The sequence below is a fragment of the Halomonas sp. GXIMD04776 genome (assembly GCF_049808615.1).
In the GTDB taxonomy this organism is placed as follows: domain Bacteria; phylum Pseudomonadota; class Gammaproteobacteria; order Pseudomonadales; family Halomonadaceae; genus Modicisalibacter.
The window spans coordinates 1-23,498 of sequence record NZ_JBNCAN010000022.1; the positions used below are offsets into that span (position 1 = coordinate 1).

Below are 23,498 nucleotides of genomic sequence, written 5' to 3' on the forward strand. Positions count from 1 at the left end.
GCTTTGACTTTGAACTCAGTGCTGTACTGCTGAGTTTTCTTCCCCGTGATCATCTCCGGCATCGGTGTTCTCCTGTTGCGGAGTTATCGATGCGTGTCTACTAGATCGGGGGAAGTCCAGCATCCGGTGCATGGCCTGGTTATGCGCTCTCACGGATAGCACGGATATCCTCGATATCCACTGGACGTGAAAGAGCAGATTTATACTTGACCAGATCGTCCTTCAGCATAAGTGGAAGCTCAAGATCCAGCAACGGCACGGTCGCGTAGCGAGAAAAATCTATGTCGAGTGGAACCCAGGTCTCGCTACCTGCATCGAAGATTTTGGGACCGTCAGCGCTACCTACCTCGACTTTGATGCCTTCATATTGGAACTGGACGTAGGTTAGGTCCCAGCCTTCCTCTTGGCGGTGAGCGGCAGCTTTGGATACAAATTCCTTACCGGCCTGAACCACCAACGAGAAGTGTTCACCAGGGACGAAAAGGTCAATGTCATTTAGTTCGCGCCCAGAGCCATACCCCTTTGAGGCGAGTCCTCCACAGATTAAAAAAGGGATGTTCCTTTCTCTCAGTAACCCCACAATCCATTGGGCTGCTTTATGGTGCACGCCTCCTCCTTTTGCGCATAACTGTTCAGCATTTCTTCGCCGTGCGGAGCATGGCGTATAAATGTCTGTTGGACTAAGAATTTGTCCGTAAATAATATTCACCTTAAGCGGTACCTTCCGAAAGGCGATAATGGCCGCCGACAACTGGTTAAGGGCTCGAAAGCTGCGCTCCAGCTTTTCGTAACGCACCAGGAGCTTGCGAAATCGGTTGAACCAGCTGTGAGCGACTTCGACGATCCAGTGCCGGGCTCGTTTACCAGGGCACTGCTTGAGCTGTTGCGCTTCATCATGCCGTCCCTGGACATGCGGGATGTACCCATGATCCAGAATTGCCGTCATGGCTGCCTTTCCTCGGTAGCCGGCATCGGCACACAGATGTTTGGAACGGCGAACAGGCGGGTTGGGGCGTTTGACCTGAATCGCTTCGAGCACGGCCTCGATCTGGGTAACATCATGCCGGTTCGCGCCGGCCCCCGCCTGGCGCTTGGCCTGGGTAAAGGCCCCCTGCGGCGCGCTCGGGTGCAGCGCGCGGTCCGGGAACAGGGCGCTCGGAAACAGCCATGTCGGCGGCCGATAGGCACGCCAATAATCACGCAAGTGATCGAGTAGTGTCGCCGGCAACAGGACCATGCGATCCTTCGCCCCTTTGCCCTGCGCGACACGGAGCTGACCGCGCTGGCCGTCGATATCACTGACCCGCAGGTGGCAGACCTCGCTCACGCGCAGTCCGCAGCCGTAGCACAGTTCGAGCATCACGCGATGCTTGGGGTTTCGGCACGCGGCCAGGATCCGCCGGACCTCGTCGCGAGTCAGCAGTTCCGGAATCCGTTGCGGTGTCTTCGGCACCACGGGGGATACCTCAACCGACGGCCAGTGCAACACCTGCAGGTACAGGAAACGCACGCCGTGCAGATAGACGCGGCAGCTGGCAGCGGACAAGCCGCGCTCCTGGACCAGATGATTGAAGAAGCGTTGCAGGTCATCGGTGCTCAAGGTGTCTGGCGGCCGGTGGAAATAGCGCGCCAGGTCCGTGATCACCCTCAGGTAGGTGGTGTGGGTGCGTTGCGCGAAGCCACGTTGACGCATGGCCTCGATCATTGTCTGTCGTAAGGCAGTCATCGTCGTCACTCCTGTTCGTTGACCCAGGTGGGTCAACGAACAGTGTGGTGCGATGAGGCGAAAGACGTGATTCGACGACAGCTACCGCGGAGCGGTTTAGTTCAACAGGTATTAGACGGAACGCTCTGACATTGAATGAACGCGCTGGCATGTCCAATAATGTTATCTAGCACGTATTTCTTCACCTAAGCCATTGATATCAAAAATTACTAAGAATAGCTCGGCAGCCTATGCAGAATGCGCGCGCTTGCGCGTTTTGCCCGGACCAATAATACAGTATGCATATCCATACATTGTGAGAAGCGCCATATGGATACGCACAGCAGACCGCCGAAGCTGATGGATCGGGTAAAGGCCACCATGCGAGTGAAACGCTACAGCCCACGTACCGAGAAAACCTACTGTTACTGGATACGCTTCTTCATCCGCTTCCACGGCATGCGGCATCCCGCCAGCATGGGAGCTCCCGAGGTAAAGGCTTTCCTGGAACATCTTGCAGTGGAGCGCCGTGTGGCGGCGGCCACACAAAATCAGGCCCTGAACGCCCTCGTTTTCCTCTACCGCCACATCCTCGAACAGCCCTTGGGAGATATCGGTGAGTTTTCGCGCGCCAAACGCCCGCGCCGGCTACCGGTGGTGCTTTCCCACGAGGAAGTGACGCGCGTACTATGCCATCTATCAGGCCCCATGTATTTGATGAGTGCGCTAATGTACGGCTCGGGGTTGCGACTCCTTGAAACGTGTCGTCTGCGAGTCCGGGATATCGACTTCGAACGCCAGGTTATTACGGTGAGAGCGGGCAAAGGCGATAAGGACCGCACTACCTTGCTCCCGACCAGCTGTATCTCCTACTTACAGCAGCAGATTTCCTCTGCTAAAAGAGCCTAGAAACCACCCAGATCTATACGCATGTGCTGGGCAAGGGCTTTGCCGGCGTGCGCAGCCCCCTCGGGTAACGGAATCGGGATGTCGGTGCCGGGCACGCTACCGCCCCTATCTGCCCGTGCATGATAGTGATTTCCAACGCTTCAGAGTCCAAGCTGCTCTATTGCATGAGGATGCACTTGCCGCGTAATGCAGTAGGCCGCTATTTTCCACTTTTATGGATTTGCACCCCATTCACCCCATCAAACGCCCCAGCGCAAAGTTGGCGATCGCCGTGTCCTGCACGCCGGTGCCGGTCAGGTCACAGACCGTGATGCTGGCATCCGAGAGGCGCAGGCGCTGGCCTTCAGCGATAATTCTTCCCAATTCATAAACCTTGAACGGTGGCTTTCCATCGGCGCCGAAGTCCGCCGGGCCGCTCGATGCTCTCGAATCCGAACGCGCGCGCCGGGAAAAGATCTTGAGTTCGCCGTTGGTTTCGCTCTGGGCACGAGTATCGCAGACGAAGGCATCGGCGCGAGTCATCAGCGATTCATCCAGCTCGCGTTTGTCGGGGCTGTCCGAACCCATGGCGGTGACATGCGCCCCTTCCGGTACGTCCTGGGCGGTAAGAATGGGAGTTCGTGCGGGGGTGGTAGTAACGATGATGTCGGCCTGGGCACAAGCGGCCTTGACGCTGTCATGTACGTTGACCTCAAGACCTAGGGTACGCATGCGCTCGGCGTAGGCCTCAGCGGAGTCGCGCTTGCGCGCCCAGACATCGACGGTGTCGATATCGCGCACCAGTTGCAGCGCCCTCACCTGCAATTCAGCCTGTTCGCCGGCGCCAAGAACCGCTACTCGGCGGCTGTTTTCCCGGGACAGATGCTTGGCAGCGATGGCGCCGGCCAGGGCGGTGCGTATCGCAGTGAGATAGCCTTCATCGAAAAGCACCGCATCCACCAGCCCGGTCTTGGCGGAGAACACCATCATCAAGCCATTCAAACTCGGCAAGCCGAGCTTGGGATTGTCGAAGAAACCAGGGCTGACCTTGATGGCAAAACGCTCGAAGCCGCGAATGTGCGCGGTCTTCACATCGACCTCGCCATTGGACTCCTCGATGGCCATCGACAGGATGGGCGGCTGGACCACGTCACCGCGGCCCAGCGCCCGAAACCCCTCCTCTATTGCCGCCAAAGCGTCACGGTCAAGTGTGACAGCACTGCTGATGGCATCGCGATTGAAAAGCTGCATGAAGAAGACTCCTGATCATGTCGATGTCTCTCCATTGTCGCCAATCAACCGCTGATCGCAAAACTCCCCGCATTCAGCCACAAATGCGTCAGGATGCTGGCAACGTAGCCCAGGAAGATGGCCGGCGCCCATTTCAAATGTCCCATGAAGGTATAGGAGCCCCGAGCATGCCCCATCAATGCCACGCCCGCGGCGGAACCGATGGAGAGCAGGCTACCACCGACCCCGGCGGTCAGAGTGATGAGCAACCAATGACCATGAGACATGTCTGGCTGCATGGTGAGTACGGCGAACATCACCGGGATGTTATCGACCACCGCCGAAGCGAGCCCTAGAAAGACGTTGGCCCAGGTGGCATTCCATTCGGTATAGAGTAGCTCCGAAAGCATCGATAGATAGCCTAGAAAACCCAGGCCACCCACACACATGACCACGCCGTAGAAAAACAGCAAGGTGTCCCATTCGGCGCGCGCGACACGGCTGAACACATCGAAAGGCACGACGCTACCCAGCCGCTCAAGCCGCTCCTGATCGCCCCGCCGCGAATAACGCTCCCGCTTGCGCTCCAGGGAGCGCGGCAGACTCTGGCGCAGGTAGTAACCGAAGAACTGTAGATAACCGAGCCCGGTCATCATGCCCAATACCGGCGGCAGCCCCAGAAATGTATGACACGCCACCGCGGAAGCGATGGTCAGCAGGAACAAGGCAATGATACGTTTCCAGCCACGCTTGAGATCGACAACGTCATCCTGTGCTTGTGGCCGACGTTTTTTCACGAACAGGTTCATGATGATTGCCGGTACCAGAAAGTTGACCAGCGAGGGCACCAACAGCTCGAAGAACTCGTAAAATTTGATCAGGTCGGCCTGCCAGACCATCAGGGTGGTGATATCACCAAATGGGCTGAAGGCGCCCCCAGCGTTGGCGGCGACCACGATGTTGACACAACACAGATTGATGAAGGCTCGATCGCCCTCGGCGACCTTGATCACGACGGTGCACATCAAAAGCGCAGTAGTCAGATTGTCCGCCACCGGGGAAATGACAAAGGCCAGTATGCCGGTCAACCAGAACAGGCTGCGATAGCTGAACCCCCGATCCACCATCCAGGCGCGCAAGGCGTCGAATGTCCTCCGCTCATCCATGGCATTGATGTAGGTCATCGCCACCAGCAGGAACAACATCAGCTCGGCAAATTCCAGGAAGGTCTCGCCGAAAGCCTCTTCAGCGGCATGCGGCATGCCTGCCTGAACGTACACCCAACCGATCAGCGCCCAGATGATCCCCGCCGCCACCAGCACCGGCTTGGACTTGCGCATGTGGATCTTTTCTTCAAGCATCACCAGGGTGTAAGCCAAGACGAACACTACCAAGGCTATCATACCCACCATCGAGCCGGTCATATCCAGCTCGCCGCTGACTGCTAGCGCGGCGGGAGAAACCAGCCATAAGGTAAGTAACGACAACAACCAGAGAAGAGAGCGAGAGCGGGCAGGCACAAATAAGCAACGAGTCATGGGCACATTCTTACGCCAAGGAGAAGGAAGACGCTATCTTGCCCAAGATACTAACAAGCTGAAATACCATGAAAGTTGATGATGATCACTCTTTTCCTACTTTTGTTCATCGTCGTTCAACAAAATTGACACGCCCTCGGCAACGCTCATGGCCACCGAAGGCATACGAATCAAGCAGTTCCAGCCAAGGTGCGCGCTCTGTCGAAGGTCTCGAGCGATACACCATTGCCCGACACGATCAGCGCCACCTTCTGGCCCTGCACGTTCACTCCGTGCTCCTCGATGGCTGCAAGACCGATAGCGGCGGCACCTTCAACCAGCATCTTCTCGTGCTCCAGCATGTCGATCATGGCCCGAGCGATGGCCGGCTCGGAGACCTGATAGTGATTGTCCATTACCTCGGAGACAAGATCGAAGGTATAGCGATTGCTCAGACCAATGCCGCCGTTGAGGGAATCTGCCAGACTGTCGCTTTCCTCGACATCGACCGGGCGCCCCGCTTCGAGGCTTTCCCACATTGCCGCTCCCTGAGATAAGCTCACACCGGTCACCCAGGTATTGGGGCGGATCGCCTTAAGCGCTGCTCCGATACCCCCCAACAGACCACCCCCCGAGAGTCCGACGATCACCCGGTCGAGATAGGGTTGATCTTCCAACAGCTCCAGGCCGATGGTGCCTTGACCGCTAGCGATCAACGGATCATCGAAGGGCGGAATCAGCGTCATGCCCTGCTCCTCGACCAGTCGTGCGACTTCCTCGAAGGCATCATCCTGACTTTGGCCAACACGCTTCACCTCGGCCCCCAGTGCTTCGATGGCGTGCACCTTGTTGTCTGGCACCCGTTCCGACAAACAGATCACCGCCGGCACTCCCAGGCGCGCCGCGGCAAACGCCACCGCCCGGCCGTGATTGCCGGTGGAAGCGGTCGTCACACCCCGGCTAAGTGAATCCTTGCCATGCTTTTCGATCAAGGCGGCGATCATGTTGGTCGCACCGCGCAGCTTGAAGGCGCCGGTCGGCTGGCAGTTTTCCAGTTTTAGGAATATCTCGGCATCGAAACGCCGGGATAACTCCATGGAGCGAATCAAGGGCGTGCGAACTACCTGCCCGGCGATCCGCGCACGGGCCTGATAGATCGCCTCCAGGGTAACGTGATGATGACCGGAATCGGGCATGAGCAACTCCTTTTCTTATAGGCGCTATGTTACTGCCATAGTAGCGTCGGAAACGGTAAAAAAGCCAAGCCCTCTTGAGGACTTGGCTTTCGAAAGCCTGACTTTTAATCGCTGAAAGAATGTCGCTTATTTCAGATCGCCGGAACGGGTTAGCTCGTCGGTGACCTTGTCCACGGCGCGCTTGGCCCGGATGATGATCTCATCGACCTCGGTACGGCTGACCACGAGCGGCGGCGCGAAACCAAGGATGTCGCCATGCGGCATGGCCCGGGCGACGAGGTTTTCCTCCATTGCCGCGGCACTGATGCGCGGGCCAACCTTGAGATTCGGAGCGAAGTGCTCGCGGGTCGCCTTGCCGGGAGAGAATTCCAGCGCCGCGAGCAGACCGACGCCGCGCACGTTGCCCACCAATGGATGATCGGCAAACGTTTTCTGCATCTGCTGCTGCAGATAAGCACCGGTCTCGGCGGCGTTCTGGGTCAAGCCTTCACGCTCGATGATGGCGAGGTTGGCAAGCCCCGCAGCGACGCCCAGCGGGTGGCCGGAATAGGTCCAGCCATGGCCGATCGGGCCGTATTCGCCGGTGCCTTGCTCGAGTACCTGCCACACCTTGTCGCCGACGATTACGCCGGACAGCGGCTGGTAGGCACTGGTCAGGCCTTTGGCCACGGTGATCAGGTCCGGCTTCATGCCGTAGAAATGCGAGCCGAAATCGGTACCGATGCGTCCGAAGCCGGTCACCACTTCATCGGCGATCAGCAGCACGTCGTACTTGGCCAGCACCTTCTGAATCTCTTCCCAGTAACCCTCCGGCGGCGGCACGATACCGCCGGTCCCGAGTACCGGCTCGCCGATGAAGGCGGCGACGGTGTCCGGCCCCTCATGGAGGATCATCTCCTCGAGCTTCGCCGCGCAGTCCTTGGCAAACTCGCGTTCGCTCATATTGGCCTGGGCATCGCTGCGCCGATAATAGTACGGCGCCTCGGTGTGGCGAATGGTCTCGATGGGCAGATCGAAATGATTATGAAAGGTCGGCAGCCCGGTCAGCGAACCGGAGGCGATGCCGGAGCCGTGATAGCCGCGGCTACGTGAAATGACCTTCTTCTTCTGCGGGCGGCCGAGCACATTGTTGTAGTAACGCACGATCTTGAGCTGAGTCTCGTTGGCATCACTGCCGGACATGCCGTAGTAGACCTTGGACATGTTCATGCCGGCGAGCTTGAGGATCTTTTCGGAGAGCTCGATCAGCGGCTCGTTGGAGTGGCCCACATAAGTGTGATAGTAGGACAGCTCCAGGGCCTGCTTGTAGATCGCCTCGGCCATTTCGGTACGGCCATAGCCGATGTTCACGCAGTACAGGCCGGCAAAGCCGTCGATCATCTCGCGGCCATCCTTGTCGACGATGTTGATCCCCCTGCCGCCGGTAATGACACGGCCCGGCGCATCGCCGTGAGCAAAATCGCGCAGATGAGTGGACGCATGGAACGTCACCTTGCGATCGCGATCGATCAGATCCTGATGGCTACTCATCAACTTCTCCCGAATAATCTTTTTAACTAATCAGTTATGAAAAACAATATTCTCTGACATGAAGAGCTCTGCGAGCGAAGACTAGACCAGGCGGACTTTGACTAGAGCAGCGGAGTTTACTGTTGTAAATGAGCATGCTCGAGTCAAAGTCCAACGCCGTATAGTCGAGCGCAGCTAGCTCCCGGATACAGAGCCGAGGCCGCCGAGGCAGTAGTACTTCGTCTCCAGATACTCCTCGATGCCCGTGGTGCCTCCCTCGCGGCCCAAACCGGACTGTTTCACGCCACCAAAAGGCACCGGGGGACCGGTCATCTTCACCGTGTTGATCGCCACCATGCCGTTCTGCAAGGCGCGCAGCATCTTCCAGATGCGACGGATATCGTGGGTAAACACATAGGCCGACAGGCCATACTCGGTATCGTTGGCCATCTCGATGGCTTCATCGTCGCTGGCAAACTTGGTGATCCCGGCCACCGGTGCGAAATTCTCTTCCCGCCAGATTTGCATGTCACCGGTCACATGGGTCAGTAGCGTCGGCATGAAGAAATTCTCATCCGGTGCCATGGACTGATCGCCATGAATCAAGGTAGCGCCCTTGGAGAGCGCATCGTCGACGATGTTGGACGCCTTCTCGACGGCCCGCTGATGAATCAGCGGACCGATATCGATCTCGCTGACCAGACCATTGCCGACCTTGAGAGCCTTCATGCGCTCGGCGAAGTACTCGACGAATTCGTCATGCACATCTTCATGAACCAAGATGCGATTGGCCGCTAGACAGTCCTGCCCCGCAGTCTGGAACTTGGCCGCCACAGCGGCAAGCGCAGCCTCCTTGGGATCAACGTCAGGGCCGACGATAAACGGTGCGTTACCACCGAGTTCCAGCGAGACTCGCTTGACGGTGCTGGCGCATTGCTCCAACAACAAGCGTCCGACCGGCGTGGAGCCGGTGAAGGACAGCGCCTTGACCCGTTCTTCCTTGCACAGCACCTCGGAAACTTCGGCGGCTTCGCCAAGCACCACGTTGAACACTCCCGCGGGAATGCCGGCACGCTCGGCCAGTTCCGCCAGCGCCAGTGCAGAAAACGGCGTCTCGCCGGCCGGCTTGACGATCACTGGGCAACCGGCCGCCATGGCTGCGGCGGCCTTGCGAGTGATCATCGCCAGCGGGAAGTTCCAAGGCGTGATCAATGCGGCTACACCGATCGGCTCCTTGAGGGTCCCGAGCGCCGCGTTTGGAATATGACTGGGAATGGTCTGGCCGAAGGTACGCTTGCCCTCTTCGGCGAACCAGCGCACGAAGCTGGCACCGTATTCGACCTCGCCCCGCGCATCGGGCAACGGCTTGCCCTGCTCGTGGGTCATGATGATGGCGAGATCCTCGCGGTTGGCCTGGATCAAGTCATACCAGGCCAGCAGGCGCTCACAACGCTCGTCGGCGCGTAATGCGCGCCAGTGGACGAAGGCGTTGTCGGCCGCCTCGATCGCGCCGCGAATCTGCTCGGTCTCGAGCAGGGGAATATGCCCCAGGGTCTCGCCGGTGGCCGGATCGATCACGGCCGTCTCGCGGCCGGCGTCGCCGTGGGTCCATTTGCCATCGATGTAGGCGTACTGGCGTAAAAGACGCGGATCGTCGAGTTTCATGCATGCCTCCTTGAAACGAAAAGCAGGCAGCGACCTGCCTGAACACAAGACACAGGATAGGGCCTGTCGCGGGCAGATACTTTTTGTCCCTGGCGGTTGCGACACGAGGTTTTTTTTGGAATCGCACGCCTGTCTTGCAACATTTTCTGGCGACACCTTGACGCAGCCGCGATGCTGACAAGCCGCCGCACTGGACAGACAAGGCAAAACAAGCTTGGATGCTGTTTAAGTAGGTTGAGAGGCCGCAAGCAAATGGAGTTCAAGGACTACTACCAGATCATGGGGGTCGCCCGGGACGCGACCCAGGACGAGATCAAGCGCGCCTATCGCAAGCTGGCGCGCAAGTACCACCCGGATGTCAACAAGGAGGCAGATGCCGAGACGAGGTTCAAGGAGGTAGGCGAGGCCTACGAGGTGCTCAAGGACCCGGAGAAGCGCGCCGCCTACGACCGGCTTGGCGCCGACTGGCAAGGCGGCCAGGATTTCCGCCCACCACCGGACTGGGACGAGGGATTTGCCTTTCACGGCGGTGGGTTCACCGATGCCGATTCAGAGCAGTTCAGCGACTTCTTCGAGAGCCTGTTCGGGCGCGGGGGATTCGGTGGCGGCCATGGACGACACACACAGCGTGAATTTCACATGCGCGGTCAGGATAGCTACGCCAAGGTGCTCATCGACCTGGAAGACGCCTATCACGGCGCCACCCGCAGCTTCACCCTGACCCAGACCGAGCTGGGCAGCGACGGTCGACCACGAAGCCGCGAGCGCACCTTGAGCGTCAAGATTCCCAAGGGAGTGCGCCAGGGCCAGCATATCCGCCTGGCTGGACAGGGCGAGGCCGGCCTGGGGAAGGGTGACCCCGGTGACTTGTACCTCGAAATCGAGTTTCGCCCCCACCCCTTCTACCATGTCGAGGGCAAGGATGTGTTCCTGGATCTGCCTGTCGCGCCCTGGGAGGCGGCGTTGGGCGCCACCGTCAAGGCACCCGTGCCCACGGGCTCGGTGGATCTCAAGATACCGGCCAGTTCGGCAGCGGGACGCAAGTTGCGGCTGAAGGGACGCGGGCTGCCCGCAAAATCGCCGGGGGATCTCTATGTCGTATTGAAGATTGCCCTGCCACCTGCGCAAAACGATGCCGCCAAGGCCGCCTATCGTGAATTCGAGAAGGCCTTCAAGTTCAACCCGCGTGCGCACCTGGGGGGATGAACCGTGACGAACAGAAAACTAGAGACGTTATTGTCCGGCGAAGTGCTGGAAGAGGACATCGAGCTGACCCTGGCGGAACTGTGCCGAGCCTGCCAGTTGCCGGCGGAACAGATCGTCGACCTAGTCGACGAGGGCGTCATCGACCCGGTGGGCCGCGACCCCGCACGCTGGCGCTTTTACGGCGTCAGCGTGCGCCGGGTACGCTGCGTACAGCGGCTCAGGCAGGACCTGGGGATCAACGCCGCCGGCGCCGCCCTGGCACTCGAGTTGCTCGAGGAGCTGGAGCAACTGCGTGCACGGCTGCGACGGCTCGACGACTAGCCGGGCCAGCCGTCAATCGATGCACTCGCCGGTGGCCTGAAGCGCCGCCTCGGTAAACACGAGCAGCCCGAGCTCCGGACGGTAGCCATGGATTTCCTTGACGTCCAGGGCCTGGAGAAAATGCAGGATCTCCTCGCTGATCACCTGGCCCGGCACCAATACCGGGAAGCCCGGCGGATAGGGAATCACGAAGGTCGCCGAGACCACATCGCGGCCCTTGTCCATGGCGCGCTGCAGTTCGCCATTGTCGAAGCGCAGATATTCGGTGTTGTCCTCGTCGTAGCTCAGGAAATAGGCACGGCGAATGTCGCCGTCCGGAGTGCCCTCCGACGCATGGGGTCGGAAGGCGGCATGGAAGCGGCTGAAATCCGGTAACGGCGGCAGGTCCTGGGTCAGCGACCTGATCTGGTGCTCGATGATCTTGCGCTCGGGGCGACTGCTTTCCTCCCAGCGGCGATCGAAGGACTTGGCCAACTTGATCAACACATCGAGCAGGTAGGCGATCGACCCACGGCTGGTGCCGATGTTGGTCATGAACAGCACGGTGTTGCGCGAGGTCTTGTTGATCTGGATGCCGAACTGGTTCATCAGGTAGTCGTTCTTGAAGGCATCGCCATCGATCCCGGTCTTGCCAATCGACATGGTGATGCGCGTCGGGTCGACCACGAACTCATCGTGGGCCCAGGCCTCCTCCATCTTGTTCCAGCCGCTGTTGGCGTCGTAGAAGGTCTCGACCCCGGACTGGCGGTACTCGGCGGGCACCAGATCGCTGTTCTTGAGTATCTCGAAGTACTTCTGCAGCAGTGGATTGGTGTAGAGCTGCTCACGCAGCGACAGCGCCGCCTCGACCTGGGCATGAACAAGCTCGAAGCCTTCCATCTCGGCCTGCATGCGTCCCACGTCCAGCGATGCCAGGATCTGGTAGTTCGGCGAGGTCGAGGTATGGGTCATGTAGGCTTCATGGAACGGCGCCTCGACCTTCTGGCGGAAGTCCTGGTCGTAGACATGGATCATCGAGCCCTGACGCAGTGAGGTCAGGGTCTTGTGGGTCGAATGGGTGGCATAGGCGCGCACCCGCACCGCCCCGGGATCCGGAAGCAGGCGACGCTCCAGCCAGGTGGCGTCATCGTCCGGGTCGAGCTGTTCGAACTCGGCCTTCCAGGCCGCGTACTCCCTGGCATACTCCTCGCTGCGGTAGCGATCTCGAAGATGGCGCGCGGCGTGCATCGCGGTGCGCGGCCGGTAGGTCGGGTTGAAGGTGGCGAAGGCAAACCAGGCCTCGTCCCACAGGAAGACCAGGTCGGGCTTGATGGCCAGGCACTCCTCCATGACTCGGCGAACGTTATAGACTACGCCGTCGAAGGTGCAATTGGTCAGCAACAGCATCTTGACCTTGTCGAGCTGACCCGAACGCTTGTAGGCCAGCAGGGTCTTCTTGATCTCCTTGAGCGGCACGGCACCGTACATGGAGTAATCGTTGAGCGGATAGGAATCCAGGTAGGCGACATGGGCGCCGGCCAGCACCATGCCGTAGTGGTGCGACTTGTGGCAGTCGCGGTCGACCAGCACGATGTCGCGGGGCTTGACCAGGGCCTGGACCACGATCTTGTTGGCCGTTGAGGTGCCATTGGTGACGAAGAAGCTCTGACGCGCCCCGAAGGCACGGGCGGCATACTCTTGAGCCTTCTTGATCGGCCCGTAGGGTTGCAGCAGCGAATCCAGGCCGCCGGAGGTCGCCGAGGTCTCGGCAAGAAAGATGTTGATGCCGTAGAAGTCGATCATCTGCCCGGCCCAGTGAGAGCGGGTGACCGACTTGCCCCGGGAGATCGGCATGGCATGGAAGACCCCGGTGGGCTTCTTGCTGTATTCGCGCAGGGCATCGAAGAACGGCGTGCGGTAACGATCGTCGATGGCACGCAGGATGGTGTGATGCTGCTCGATGTAGTCGGTTTCGCGATAGAAGATCCGGTTGAAGTGGCGAATGTCGCCGCTGGCCGTGGCCTCGACATCGCCGCTGGTGACCAGGAACTGGTCGATCTCGGGGCGAATCTCGCGAATCATGGAACTGAGCAGCAGGCTGCGCTCGGCCTCGGACTTGGTCTCCAGCTCGGCCTCCGAGATTCCTTCCAGGTAGTTGCGCAGGGCACTCAGGTTGTACTTCGACTTGTAGGGGAACTCATAGCGGATCAGGCAGGCCTGAATGTTGGGATTGACCAGGATGGCGATCAGGGCATCCTCGAAGCTTCTCACCGTGACCACGTCATAGACGAAGCGATCCTCGGGGCGGCGCAGGTTATGAAAGGCCTCGCGCACCACTTCCTCCTCCTGGGTCGACATGGCGTCGACGATCAAGAGCTCGAAGTAAGGCTGCGATGAACTGTTGGAGGCCGGGTGGCCCCGCCGAAGCTGGGCCAGGGCGTCGAGGGCCTCCAGATCTTCGGCATCGGCGTCGGTCTCGCTGAGATCGACGTTTCGGCGGCGATAGGATTCGCTGATCAGCGCGCGCACCAGGCGCTTGACCACCTTCTCGAGCAGCGCGAATTCCTCGCGATCGAACAGCGACCAAAGATGGCGAAAGTCCTCCTTGGACGGAAAGGCATGGTAATCCTCGATAATCTCCAGCCGCGTCAGCTTGACGTCGATGGACTTGACCAGGTTGCGCACCTGCCCTTCGTTGTTTACCCGTACCAGCCGACCCAGATCGCGTTTCAGGGCATTCCAGGTATCCGCTCGAAGCTGTGAAATCTTGTGATAGAAGCCCAGCGCTGTATACGGCGTTTCCGATCCAGTCTTTTCGTTCATGTTGTCACCTGGTTCTGCCGTTCGTTGTTATCAGTATATCGTGCTTGTGCTGCCTGCCAGCCGTTACCCACCAAGTGGCCGACAAGGGGAAATCGCAGTGTCACATCCTGTCATCAGGCCGTGTGGGTGACCCGACTGGTGTAGTGAATGCCAAGCGTGGTCTCCTCGAAATGCGTGAAGGAAAGGTCCAGGTACTGGCAGGGCCAGCGAAACTGAACACGGCCCTGACGTGGCCAATAGACCGAGGTATAGATCGTGCCCAGGCCACGTCGGTAATCGCTGCGATACAGCGGTGGTGCCGCAAAGGCCGAAATCAGGCGCGACTCGGTGGTGGTATCGTCGCTGACCAGAATCGATAGCTGCCGCTCGCGGATCAGGGTCTCCGAAGCCAGCGCATGGGCATACCACTCGATCTTCCGCTGATGATTGGTGGCCACCTGCACCCGGCGGATGGACGCTGGCCGATCCGGAGCGATCATGGCTGTGATGTAGCGACCCTGGGCATCGGTGACGGTGATATTGTAAGCCATGTGGGTGGGCACTCGAGCCAGCACCTTGGCTGCCTCGGGGGTGGAGTCGCAGAACTCGAGCAGGTACCGCAGGATGATCGGTGCACCGAAGCCGTCACCCACCACCGTGCGACCACCGAAGGCCAGCGATACCGACAGACCACTGTCGTTGATGCCATCGAGCACCCCCCACAGGCAGTCGGTCATGGCGATGACCCGCCGCTCGTTCCAGTGGCTATAGAGGATGGTGCCCTCGCAGAGCTCCGGCGGGTAATCGTAGTTGCGCACCAGCAGATGGGCATCGGCTCTGGCCAATACGGCCTGCGAGCAACCGGTGATGTAGGCCGGCGGGCGATAAAGGCTCAGCATGCGCGATGCCAGATCACCGCCGCCGGCCAGCCTGCACAATCGCTCGTAGGTGGGTATCAGCTCGGGCATGTGCCGCTCGAGCGCATTGTAGCAAGCCAGATACCCCGGGCGCTCGCGCTCACCTTCCGACAGATACCAACGCTCGTATGCCGGCCAATGCAAGTCGAAGAGCGACTGCCATTTCTCGCCTGCCACGGGCTCATGTACGGCACGAAATACGAGCTGCTTGTCCATGTGTCTGCCCCGCCCCGGCGGGTTTTCTCCTTAAAGGATCTTGAAGTTGCCGCCGCCGATTGCGTGACTGACCGCTACCTCTTCGACCACCGGGTCCTGCAAGGCCTGACCGGCGAACTGGCCGCGAATGCCCTCGATCCAGGCCTTGGCGCGCGGCGTAAGCTGGAAGTCATCGTCCATCAGGCGGCCTCGAGTGATCAGGATCCCCAGATCTGCGCCCTCGTAACGGAAGTCGCCGACGCCACTGATACGCAGGAAGAAGGCCTCCTGCTCACTCTCGGCGGCATGCGGGTGCGGATCGTAATGGCCGTAGGCGATGCTGCCGTCTTCGGCCATTCGCCAGACACCGGACTGTGGCGCCTGGGTCAGCAGGTCTACCGATTCTTCGGTGTACTTGATCACCAGTTGGCTCCAGCTGTCGATGCTGTCCGGATGCGCCCAGCGATCGTTGATATCCTCGATGTCAAGATCGAAATCCTGATCGGAGAATTCCAGCAGATGAAACAGGAACAGCGGCACATCGGAATGAGCGAAGGCCGCCACGTTGGTCAGCGAACTGGCACCGGTGACCCGTGGATTGAGTTCGCCCAGGTAGACATCCTGAGTATCCATGTCGATCAGGAAGTCGAGCTCGAAGTAACCGCGATAGCCCTCCTCGCGCAGCGCTTCGCCGAAGAGGAAGGTGTACTCGCGGGCCTTGTCGCGCACCTCCTGGGAAAAGGCACCGGCGAACATCTCGTTGCCGCACCAGCCGCCCTTGTAGGGGGTCAGCGACTTGAAACCCACCAGTTCGGTCATCAAGGGGCCCACCACGGTACCACAGCGGGTCGAACAGGCCTCGATGGCGGACCCGCGGCAGTTGATGCGCTTCATGATCTTGACCTCGGGTTCGGCCTCGATCTCCTCGGCGTACTTGTAGTACTCGCTCTCGTTGGACACGAAGAAGGTGGTATGACCCGAGTCCCCATAGGCCGACTGGATGACCAGATCCTGGGTTCCCAGTTCCTGGCAGACCTCAAGCAGATGTTGATAACTGTCGACCTTGGCGAGTACGTTGGGCACGCTCGGCACCCCCACCTTGTTGCCGATGCGTACCGTCTCGATCTTGTTGTCCATCCGCGAGCGAAGCTTCGCCGGGGGAAAGGCCACCCGCAGCCCCAACTGCTCGCAGATCTCCTCGGTATGCTCGTCGAACATCAGGAAGGTGGCGACGCCCTTGCCGCCCCGCGACTTCAGGTAGTCGATCACTTCCTTGTGTTCCAGCAAATAGTTGTTGATGTCCTCGATACTTTCGAAGTCGCGAGGAAACTTTTCCCTGGGAACGAAGACGTTCTTCTGACGCCGATCGAAGCAGTCGATGTAATTGATGTGACGAAAGTTCCCCACCCAGTCGCCAATGCCCAACAGATTGAAGTTGGTCGCCGAGATGAAGTAGATAGGCTCCTTGTTGTTGTGAAAGTAACGCCTTACGTCAGAAATGCTGGTGATCTTGTTCATGTTATCCACTCCTGTCGTGTTGCATTCCACCGGCTGTGTCGCTCCACTCGAGCCAACGGTTCAGAACGGCTCGATATTCTGCCTGACCGGTTTGGCCAAAGGACCCAGGGTATCGAGGAAGGGGCTGGAGCCGGTCTCGCTGCGATACAAAGAGAATTCTACCTGGCGATCACGGAAGCTCTTGAGCGGCTGGCCGAGCCCGCGCAAGCCAGTCTCCCGCTCGCGCCGCACGCGCTGCAGGTCGATCTCGATGGGAATGATTTCCTCGCCGATGCCCGCCTGGTGAATGACATCGCCGGAGGGGCCGACCACTATCGAACAGCCGTTGCCCATGGCGCCGGCACCGTTGATATCGAAGAAGTAGCACTGGTTGATGACGGCGTTGGTTCGGGCGATCGACAGCTCGATATCGCGATCAATGGTGTCGGTCATGGTGGGGTGCAGGATCACTTCCGCACCCATCGCAGCGAGGGTGCGAGTGGTCTCCGGGAACCACATGTCGTAGCAGATCGAGACCCCGAAGCGGCCGATATTGGGCACGTCGAAGACCACGAACTCGCTGCCGCCCTCCACTCCCTCTTCATAAGGCCGGAACGGGAACATCTTGCGAAAGCGGGTGACCACCTGACCACTGGGATCGATCACACTCGCAGTATTATAGATCCTGTCCCCGACTCGCTCGAACATCGAGCCCGGAATCAACCAGATACGATACTGTGCAGCGATCTGACAAAACATCGCCTCCAGGGCACTCGGCATCGACTGGGCGTGCTGGGTTGAGGCCCCATTGGCCACCAGTTCGCTGAACAGCACCATCTGTACCTGCGGAAAACGCGCCATCAGCACATCGATGCGATGGCGCATGGCGTCGGTGTTGTCACCATGATGCAGAGCCTGCAGCTGGACACCGGCGATCGTGAAATATGACATTTATAACCTCTAATATGCGATAGCCTACTCTTTCATTGGCTGCATCGATTGCTGCCAAAACATCAAACATAGGCGATATCGCCATCCGCAAGCGCGCCATGGCATCAGCTTATGTCAAATTGGCATCCGTTGAAATCCGTGGCACCAGTTTGGCGAAGAAAGCGAGGCCATGAACCACCGGCAGAGCCGGTCAGTAGCCATCCAGCCGGATCGGCGGCACCCTGTCCTTGACCGTCTTGGTGACGATGTAGGTGAAGTAGCGCTCGATGCCCAGGTCGGACATCAACCAATCGTCGATCAGGCGCTGGTAGGCGTCGATGGATTCCGTCTCGACCTTGACCAGATAGTCCACGCCGCCTCCGACCGCCACGCATTCGGTGACTTCGGGGGTATCGAGAACCGCGCTCTCGAAGCGCATGAAACTTTCCGCACTGTGCTGTTTCAGTTCGATCTGCATCCAGACCGGCGTACGCTTGAGCAACACCCGCGCATTGATCCGCGCACTGTAGCCTTCGATGATGCCGGCCTTCTCCAGACGCTTGACCCGTTCCCAGCAGGGGCTGACCGAGAGATTGATCGCCTCGGCCAGACGCGACTTGGTGATCCGGCCATCCTTGGCCAGAATCTCCAGAATCTTGATGTCGTAACGGTCGAGCTTCATTCAGCCGTCCAATGAATCGACCACCTCGGCGATCACCGCGATGGTATCGCCCATGTTGACCTGGGCCGGAAAGCGACGCGCCACCAACAGCCCACTACGACTGGCACGATACTCTACCGGTGCGGCACCGGTGCGGGTCATGTCATAGACCCGAGCGATCACATCACCCTCGTTCACTTCGTCGCCGATGGCCAGCGTCAGTTCCAGCAGCCCGGTGTGTTCACTCTGCACGTAGCAGGAGGCATCGGGCATATCGACATAGATCTGGGGCGATTCTGGCCCCTCCAATTCGCCATCGATCAAACCGTAATGTATCAGGAAGTTGCGCACTCCCCGTTCGGCGATCGCCAAGCGTTCTGGCGTGGTGGTGCCCCCGCCGCCCAGTTCGGTGGCGACGAAAATCTTGCCCTGGCTCTCCACCGCCGTATCGAACAGCTTGGCGGCATCGAGTTCGAACATCAGCATCGCTGTCGGTGCGCCGAAGGCCTTGGCACCCTCCACGGCACGACGCTGCTGTTCCTTGTCATCCAGCAGGTGCGAGGCGGCAAACGGTATGATATCCAGGGTACGGCCACCGGAGTGCAGGTCCAGCACCACGTCGACCAGCGGCACCAGTGTGCGGGTGAAGTAATCGGCGATCTGTTCGGTGACGCTGCCATTCGGGTCACCGGGAAAACTGCGATTGAGATTGCCACCGTCCATCGGCGAGGTGCGCCGCCCAACCTGAGCCGCCGGCATATTCATCATCGGCACGATGATCACCCGACCCTGTACGTCCTCGGCCTTGAGTGTGTTGGCCAGCTTCATCAGCGCGGTGATGCCCTCGTACTCATCGCCATGATTACCGCCGGTGAGTAAGGCGCTGGGACCATTACCGTTCTTGACCACGGTGACGGGAATCATCACCGCGCCCCAGGCGGAATCGTCGTTGGAGATCGGTAGCTTGAGGAAGCCGTGCTGCACGCCATCGGCATCAAAATCGACGGTGGCGGAAATTGGGCTGGGCCGCTTGCTCATGACAACTCCTTGTTATGTGACGAACACGTGTTACTTGACGAACAGCTGGCGCGGGAAGTTTGCCAGCGGCTCGGCGCCTCGCTCAGTGATCAGAATGCTCTCGGTGATTTCGAGCCCCCAATCGTCCATCCACATTCCGGGCATGAAATGGAAGGTCATGCCAGGCTCGAGTATCGTCTCGTCCGAGGGGCGCAAACTCATGGTGCGCTCGCCCCAGTCCGGTGGATAGCTGATGCCGATGGGGTAACCACAGCGCGCCCCACCCCGGTCGAAGCCGTATTTATCCATGGCCATACCCAGCGCCATGGCAATGTCCGCGCACCGGTTACCCGGCTTGGCCACCGCCAGACCGTTCTCGATCCCTTCAAGCAGTGCCGATTCACCGCGCACGAATTCCTGAGGCGGCTTGCCGAGAAAGATAGTGCGCGACAGGGGCGCATGATAGCGCTTGAAACAGCCGGCGATCTCAAAGAAGGTACCCTCGCCTTCGCGGAACGGCGTATCGTCCCAGGTCAGGTGCGGTGCGGCGGCATCTGATCCCGTCGGCAACAAGGGCACGATGGCCGGGTAATCACCGCCATGCACTACCCCATCCGGCGCCGTCCAGCCCTCAATACCCACCCGATAGATTTCCGACACCAGCTTGCTCTTGGCAAGCCCGGGTTCGATCATTTCCAGGATACGCGAATGCATGCCTTCCACGATCTTGGCCGCTACCCGCATGTACTCGATTTCCTGGGGCGACTTGATCGCACGGCACCAGTTGACCAGGGCATTGGCATCCTGAAACCGCGCATGGGGTAATTCACGCAACAGGCTCTGATAGGCCTTGGCGGAGAAGTAATAGTTGTCCATCTCCATACCGATCACCCCGAGATGCCAGCCGCGATCCGGCATGATCGACTGGGCCAGGTAATCCATGGGATGCATGTCCGGATTCTGTACATAGTAATCCGGGTAGTAGGTGATGTTTTCAGGGTCGATCCAGCAGGTACGCAAAGCGCCGTTGCTGTCCTGACGCCGCCCGTACCAGACCGGCTCCCCTTCCAGGCCCAACAGCACACACTGATGCACATAGAACGACCAGCCGTCGTAGCCGGTCAGCCATGCCATATTGGAGGGGTCGCTGATAATCAACACGTCGATGCCACGAGTGGCCATCGCCGTACGCACCTTCAACAGGCGCTGAGCATATTCTTCACGCGTGAATGGCAGGGCAACCTGAATCATCGGTCTCGTTCCACCAGAAAATCACAAAACCGGCCATCCGCTTGCCTACGGATAAAGTCCGGACGTCATCATGAGCATTTATTGCATCAACTAGCGTTACTGTCGTTACTCGCGCTCATCATCTGAACTCGTTCCACTATTTATCAGTGTTCGTGGATCGATACTAGCACTCGTCAAGCATACAGCGTCAAAAGCGACTCCTGTCGCCAGGAATTGATGCTCAAGTGTTCAGCGGCATCGCCGATGTAGAAATTGGTAAACAACAACCCCAAATCAGCCACGAAGATAAGACAATGCTAAATAGTTTCCGAATCGGTACTCGCCTGGGCGTCGCCTTCGGCATTGTGTCGCTCCTGCTACTGGCCGCCATAGGAGTCGGATTGTATGGCCTTCAGGCCGTAAAGAATACTGCAGACAAGGCGCTGGACATGGATGCCGCTATTGCCCTGAACGCCTCATTGGTACAGCGTCTTGCTCTACAGGAGAGACGCTACGAAAAAGACACCTTCATCAACATCGATAATGTCGACAAGGTGCTCTCCTACCGGGAGAAATGGGACAAGGTACGTCTCGAATTGGCTGAAGCGTTCAGCGTCGGTGAAGCATTGACATCGAGCGCCGAATTGCGTGATTTATACTCTCAAGCAAGTGGCGCGCTGGAAGACTATGCAGCGGGCTTCACCGCGGTCTACGAGCGGATACGCAGCGGCGAAATTACTCAAACGGCTCAGGCCAACAAGGCCCTCGGTCAATACAAGGCGGAGGTTTATCGCTTGGCGGAACTGGCCGACGCCATCAGCGAGATCGCCGAAGCACGTATGACGGGCGCAGGCCAGACTATTGTCGATCAACATCGCACCGCCCTGGCCGGACTGCTCGGCTTTGCCGCCATCGCGCTGGCTCTGGCCATCATCCTGGCCTTCACCATCACCCGTAGCATCGTCGTGCCGCTGCGTCGTGCGCTGGATGTTGCGCAACAGGTTGCCCAAGGTGACTTGCGACAGGAGATTACCGTCACCAGCAAGGATGAAACCGGGCAGCTATTGATCGCCATGAACGAGATGAGCCGTTCGCTTTCCACCTTGGTGGCATCACTGCGAGGTTCCAGCGAAAGCGTCTATCTAGGCGCCAACGAGATCTCGCTGGGAAGCCAGGAGCTCTCTGCTCGTACCGAGCAACAGGCGGCTGCCCTGCAGCAGACCGCTTCCAGCATGGAAGAAATGACCGCGACGGTCAGACAAAACACCCAAGCGACCAAAGAAGCCGACAAGCTTGCTTCCGCCGCCTCCCAGAGTGCCCAAAGCGGTAACGCCGACGTTCAGCGCAGCATCGCGTTGATGCAGGAAGTCGCTGCTGGTTCCAGCAAGATGAACACGATCATCGAAACGATCGACTCCATCGCCTTTCAGACCAATATTCTGGCACTCAACGCTTCGGTGGAAGCGGCTCGGGCTGGGGAACAAGGACGCGGCTTTGCCGTGGTCGCTTCTGAGGTACGCAACCTGGCCGGGCGCAGTGCCTCTTCCGCCAGCGAGATTCGCGCCCTGCTCGATGAGATGCGCGACAAGATCACCGCCTCCGCCGAGCAGGCTGAACGCAGTGGCCGTACCATCGGCGATACCGAGACCTCCATTCAGCAGCTGGCCAGGCTGATGAACGACGTTGCCGTCGCCACCAATGAACAGATCGGCGGTATCGAGCAGATCAATACGGCGGTGTCTCAAATGGACGCCGTCACTCAGCAGAATGCCACTCTCGTTCAGGAATCCAGCGCCGCCGCTGCGTCCTTGGAAGACCAGGCTGGGTATCTCAAGAAACTGGTCGCTACCTTCCAGATCGATGAAACAAGCAGTGACTCTGAGCCGACGCAAGGAGAATCAACGACAACCGAGGAAATGAGCGAGATGGACGCTCAAATGACAGCATGATTGCCGCTTCTTGAAGGTCCAAGATGGCTGCCCAGTCGGGCAGCCATTTTACACTCAACACCTGTCATCCTTGCATCGAGTGACGCTTCCCGCCTAGCGTATCCTCAAGCCAATTTCATGGAACGAGGAAATCACATGCGCGTATTGGTGCATATTGATGACGCCGACACCTGGCGCGAGGCGTTGACCAAGCGCCTGCCGAATGCCGAAATCGTCACCAGCCAAGCTGACAGCACTACGCCGGCGGACTATCTGGCCGCCTGGAAGCCCCCCGCCGAGCTGCTCGAAAAACAGACACATTTGAAAGGCATCGTCAATCTGGGTGCCGGTGTCGATGCCCTGCTCAATAACCCCGCCCTGCCGAAAGATGTACCCATCGTCAAACTACGCGATGCAGGCATGGGGCCGTTGATTGCGGATTACGTGCGCTTTGGCGTGCTCTATTTTCAGCGGGATTTCGATCGCTATTTCGCACAGCAAGCCAATGCGCAGTGGCACGAATACCCATTGATCGACAAGGCGGACTGGCCGGTGGGCGTACTAGGGCTCGGCGCGATTGGTTCCCATGTGGCCCAGGCGTTGGCCGCGGACGGCTTTCCAGTTCACGGCTGGAGTCGTTCGCCCAAATCCTTGGAGGGCGTGACCTGCCACCATGGGGATGACGGCCTTGCGCAACTGCTGGGCAAGGTACAAACCCTGGTCACCCTGCTACCGAATACCGCCAGCACTCGCGGCATCATCAATGCGGACACGCTCTCCCAGTTGCCCGAAGGCGCCAGCCTGATCAATCCCGGTCGCGGTGCGCTGATCGACGAACAGGCGTTGCTCGATGCGCTGGGTCAGGTTCAATCATCAGGCCGATTGCGTGGTGCTTTGCTTGATGCCTTCGATGAAGAACCGCTACCTGCCGACAATCCGCTCTGGTTACATCCACGAGTGCGCATCACCCCGCACATGGCCGGGCCAACACCAGTGCGTGATGCCGCCGATCAGGTAGCCGAATTGATCAAGGCCATGGAGAATGGCGATCCTATCGATACCGTCGATCCTAAAGCCGGCTACTGACTCATCATTTCTAGCGACT

17 protein-coding genes and 2 pseudogenes are annotated in these 23,498 nt (G+C 59.2%); 5 read left to right on the plus strand and 14 right to left on the minus strand.

From position 1 onward, the window contains the following. Positions 1 to 691 precede the first annotated feature (691 nt). Both ACPF7Z_RS14670 and ACPF7Z_RS14675 read right to left on the minus strand, forming a co-directional pair. A pseudogene (locus tag ACPF7Z_RS14670) lies at positions 692 to 1,075 on the minus strand (transposase); the annotation flags it as partial. Positions 1,076 to 1,084: 9 nt separating this feature from the next. Beyond that, positions 1,085 to 1,726 (minus strand): annotated as a pseudogene (locus tag ACPF7Z_RS14675) (tyrosine-type recombinase/integrase); the annotation flags it as partial. Positions 1,727 to 2,035: 309 nt separating this feature from the next. Here ACPF7Z_RS14675 and ACPF7Z_RS14680 point away from each other — a divergent pair. Continuing rightward, positions 2,036 to 2,614, plus strand: coding sequence for a phage integrase N-terminal SAM-like domain-containing protein (locus ACPF7Z_RS14680; RefSeq protein WP_425193998.1), 579 nt, complete (start codon positions 2,036 to 2,038; stop codon positions 2,612 to 2,614). Positions 2,615 to 2,845: 231 nt separating this feature from the next. Here ACPF7Z_RS14680 and ACPF7Z_RS14685 read toward each other — a convergent pair whose 3' ends face one another. The 5 genes from ACPF7Z_RS14685 to ACPF7Z_RS14705 form a co-directional block, all read right to left on the minus strand. Next, complete coding sequence (locus tag ACPF7Z_RS14685) at positions 2,846 to 3,844, minus strand: cyclodeaminase (RefSeq protein WP_425193999.1); 999 nt, start codon at positions 3,842 to 3,844, stop codon at positions 2,846 to 2,848. A gap of 44 nt (positions 3,845 to 3,888) precedes the next feature. Further along, on the minus strand, positions 3,889 to 5,361 hold the full coding sequence (nhaD, locus tag ACPF7Z_RS14690) for a sodium:proton antiporter NhaD (RefSeq protein WP_425194000.1): 1,473 nt from the start codon (positions 5,359 to 5,361) through the stop codon (positions 3,889 to 3,891). A gap of 170 nt (positions 5,362 to 5,531) precedes the next feature. Continuing rightward, on the minus strand, positions 5,532 to 6,536 hold the full coding sequence (gene eutB, locus ACPF7Z_RS14695; protein ID WP_425194001.1) for a hydroxyectoine utilization dehydratase EutB: 1,005 nt from the start codon (positions 6,534 to 6,536) through the stop codon (positions 5,532 to 5,534). Between the two features lie 126 nt (positions 6,537 to 6,662). Then, a complete protein-coding gene (locus tag ACPF7Z_RS14700; protein WP_425194002.1) occupies positions 6,663 to 8,066 on the minus strand; it encodes an aminotransferase in 1,404 nt (467 codons plus the stop codon). A gap of 174 nt (positions 8,067 to 8,240) precedes the next feature. Continuing rightward, entirely contained in the window at positions 8,241 to 9,710 is a 1,470-nt protein-coding gene (locus tag ACPF7Z_RS14705) for an NAD-dependent succinate-semialdehyde dehydrogenase (RefSeq protein ID WP_425194003.1), read from the minus strand. Positions 9,711 to 9,962: 252 nt separating this feature from the next. Between ACPF7Z_RS14705 and ACPF7Z_RS14710 the strand changes: the two genes are divergently transcribed. Both ACPF7Z_RS14710 and ACPF7Z_RS14715 read left to right on the plus strand, forming a co-directional pair. After that, positions 9,963 to 10,916: a DnaJ C-terminal domain-containing protein gene (locus tag ACPF7Z_RS14710; protein ID WP_425194004.1), complete on the plus strand. Its 954-nt coding sequence runs from the start codon at positions 9,963 to 9,965 to the stop codon at positions 10,914 to 10,916. A gap of 3 nt (positions 10,917 to 10,919) precedes the next feature. Next, a complete protein-coding gene (locus tag ACPF7Z_RS14715) occupies positions 10,920 to 11,237 on the plus strand; it encodes a chaperone modulator CbpM (protein WP_425194005.1) in 318 nt (105 codons plus the stop codon). Between the two features lie 12 nt (positions 11,238 to 11,249). Here ACPF7Z_RS14715 and ACPF7Z_RS14720 read toward each other — a convergent pair whose 3' ends face one another. From ACPF7Z_RS14720 to doeA, 7 genes are all read right to left on the minus strand, one after another. Beyond that, on the minus strand, positions 11,250 to 14,039 hold the full coding sequence (locus ACPF7Z_RS14720) for an aminotransferase class I/II-fold pyridoxal phosphate-dependent enzyme (RefSeq protein ID WP_425194006.1): 2,790 nt from the start codon (positions 14,037 to 14,039) through the stop codon (positions 11,250 to 11,252). A gap of 113 nt (positions 14,040 to 14,152) precedes the next feature. After that, complete coding sequence (locus ACPF7Z_RS14725; RefSeq protein WP_425194007.1) at positions 14,153 to 15,151, minus strand: C45 family autoproteolytic acyltransferase/hydolase; 999 nt, start codon at positions 15,149 to 15,151, stop codon at positions 14,153 to 14,155. Positions 15,152 to 15,181: 30 nt separating this feature from the next. Beyond that, positions 15,182 to 16,648: a biotin carboxylase gene (locus ACPF7Z_RS14730; protein WP_425194008.1), complete on the minus strand. Its 1,467-nt coding sequence runs from the start codon at positions 16,646 to 16,648 to the stop codon at positions 15,182 to 15,184. Positions 16,649 to 16,708: 60 nt separating this feature from the next. After that, positions 16,709 to 17,578 (minus strand): carbon-nitrogen hydrolase family protein, encoded by an 870-nt coding sequence (locus ACPF7Z_RS14735; protein WP_425194009.1) that lies wholly within the window; start codon positions 17,576 to 17,578, stop codon positions 16,709 to 16,711. Positions 17,579 to 17,768: 190 nt separating this feature from the next. Beyond that, the gene (locus ACPF7Z_RS14740; protein ID WP_425194010.1) at positions 17,769 to 18,239 is read right to left on the minus strand and encodes an Lrp/AsnC family transcriptional regulator; all 471 of its coding nucleotides are present in this window, start codon (positions 18,237 to 18,239) and stop codon (positions 17,769 to 17,771) included. After that, on the minus strand, positions 18,240 to 19,256 hold the full coding sequence (doeB, locus tag ACPF7Z_RS14745; protein ID WP_425194011.1) for a N(2)-acetyl-L-2,4-diaminobutanoate deacetylase DoeB: 1,017 nt from the start codon (positions 19,254 to 19,256) through the stop codon (positions 18,240 to 18,242). A 30-nt stretch (positions 19,257 to 19,286) separates the two neighbouring features. Continuing rightward, positions 19,287 to 20,486: an ectoine hydrolase DoeA gene (gene doeA, locus ACPF7Z_RS14750; protein ID WP_425194012.1), complete on the minus strand. Its 1,200-nt coding sequence runs from the start codon at positions 20,484 to 20,486 to the stop codon at positions 19,287 to 19,289. Positions 20,487 to 20,779: 293 nt separating this feature from the next. On the opposite strand from doeA, the gene ACPF7Z_RS14755 reads away from it, so the two are divergent. Further along, positions 20,780 to 22,414, plus strand: a complete 1,635-nt coding sequence (locus ACPF7Z_RS14755; RefSeq protein ID WP_425194013.1) for a methyl-accepting chemotaxis protein — start codon at positions 20,780 to 20,782, stop codon at positions 22,412 to 22,414. Between the two features lie 135 nt (positions 22,415 to 22,549). After that, complete coding sequence (locus tag ACPF7Z_RS14760) at positions 22,550 to 23,479, plus strand: 2-hydroxyacid dehydrogenase (RefSeq protein WP_425194014.1); 930 nt, start codon at positions 22,550 to 22,552, stop codon at positions 23,477 to 23,479. Positions 23,480 to 23,498: the final 19 nt, after the last annotated feature.

Excerpts from the sequence above, each read along its gene's own strand:
- eutB (WP_425194001.1), bottom strand. The coding sequence starts at position 6,536 with ATGCCCGATTCCGGTCATCATCACGTTACCCTGGAGGCGATCTATCAG.
- ACPF7Z_RS14685 (WP_425193999.1), bottom strand. The coding sequence starts at position 3,844 with ATGCAGCTTTTCAATCGCGATGCCATCAGCAGTGCTGTCACACTTGAC.
- ACPF7Z_RS14735 (WP_425194009.1), bottom strand. The coding sequence starts at position 17,578 with ATGTCATATTTCACGATCGCCGGTGTCCAGCTGCAGGCTCTGCATCAT.
- ACPF7Z_RS14740 (WP_425194010.1), bottom strand. The coding sequence starts at position 18,239 with ATGAAGCTCGACCGTTACGACATCAAGATTCTGGAGATTCTGGCCAAG.
- doeA (WP_425194012.1), bottom strand. The coding sequence starts at position 20,486 with ATGATTCAGGTTGCCCTGCCATTCACGCGTGAAGAATATGCTCAGCGC.
- ACPF7Z_RS14700 (WP_425194002.1), bottom strand. The coding sequence starts at position 8,066 with ATGAGTAGCCATCAGGATCTGATCGATCGCGATCGCAAGGTGACGTTC.
- nhaD (WP_425194000.1), bottom strand. The coding sequence starts at position 5,361 with ATGACTCGTTGCTTATTTGTGCCTGCCCGCTCTCGCTCTCTTCTCTGG.
- doeB (WP_425194011.1), bottom strand. The coding sequence starts at position 19,256 with ATGAGCAAGCGGCCCAGCCCAATTTCCGCCACCGTCGATTTTGATGCC.
- ACPF7Z_RS14730 (WP_425194008.1), bottom strand. The coding sequence starts at position 16,648 with ATGAACAAGATCACCAGCATTTCTGACGTAAGGCGTTACTTTCACAAC.
- ACPF7Z_RS14755 (WP_425194013.1), top strand. The coding sequence starts at position 20,780 with ATGCTAAATAGTTTCCGAATCGGTACTCGCCTGGGCGTCGCCTTCGGC.
- ACPF7Z_RS14720 (WP_425194006.1), bottom strand. The coding sequence starts at position 14,039 with ATGAACGAAAAGACTGGATCGGAAACGCCGTATACAGCGCTGGGCTTC.
- ACPF7Z_RS14680 (WP_425193998.1), top strand. The coding sequence starts at position 2,036 with ATGGATACGCACAGCAGACCGCCGAAGCTGATGGATCGGGTAAAGGCC.
- ACPF7Z_RS14760 (WP_425194014.1), top strand. The coding sequence starts at position 22,550 with ATGCGCGTATTGGTGCATATTGATGACGCCGACACCTGGCGCGAGGCG.
- ACPF7Z_RS14725 (WP_425194007.1), bottom strand. The coding sequence starts at position 15,151 with ATGGACAAGCAGCTCGTATTTCGTGCCGTACATGAGCCCGTGGCAGGC.
- ACPF7Z_RS14705 (WP_425194003.1), bottom strand. The coding sequence starts at position 9,710 with ATGAAACTCGACGATCCGCGTCTTTTACGCCAGTACGCCTACATCGAT.
- ACPF7Z_RS14710 (WP_425194004.1), top strand. The coding sequence starts at position 9,963 with ATGGAGTTCAAGGACTACTACCAGATCATGGGGGTCGCCCGGGACGCG.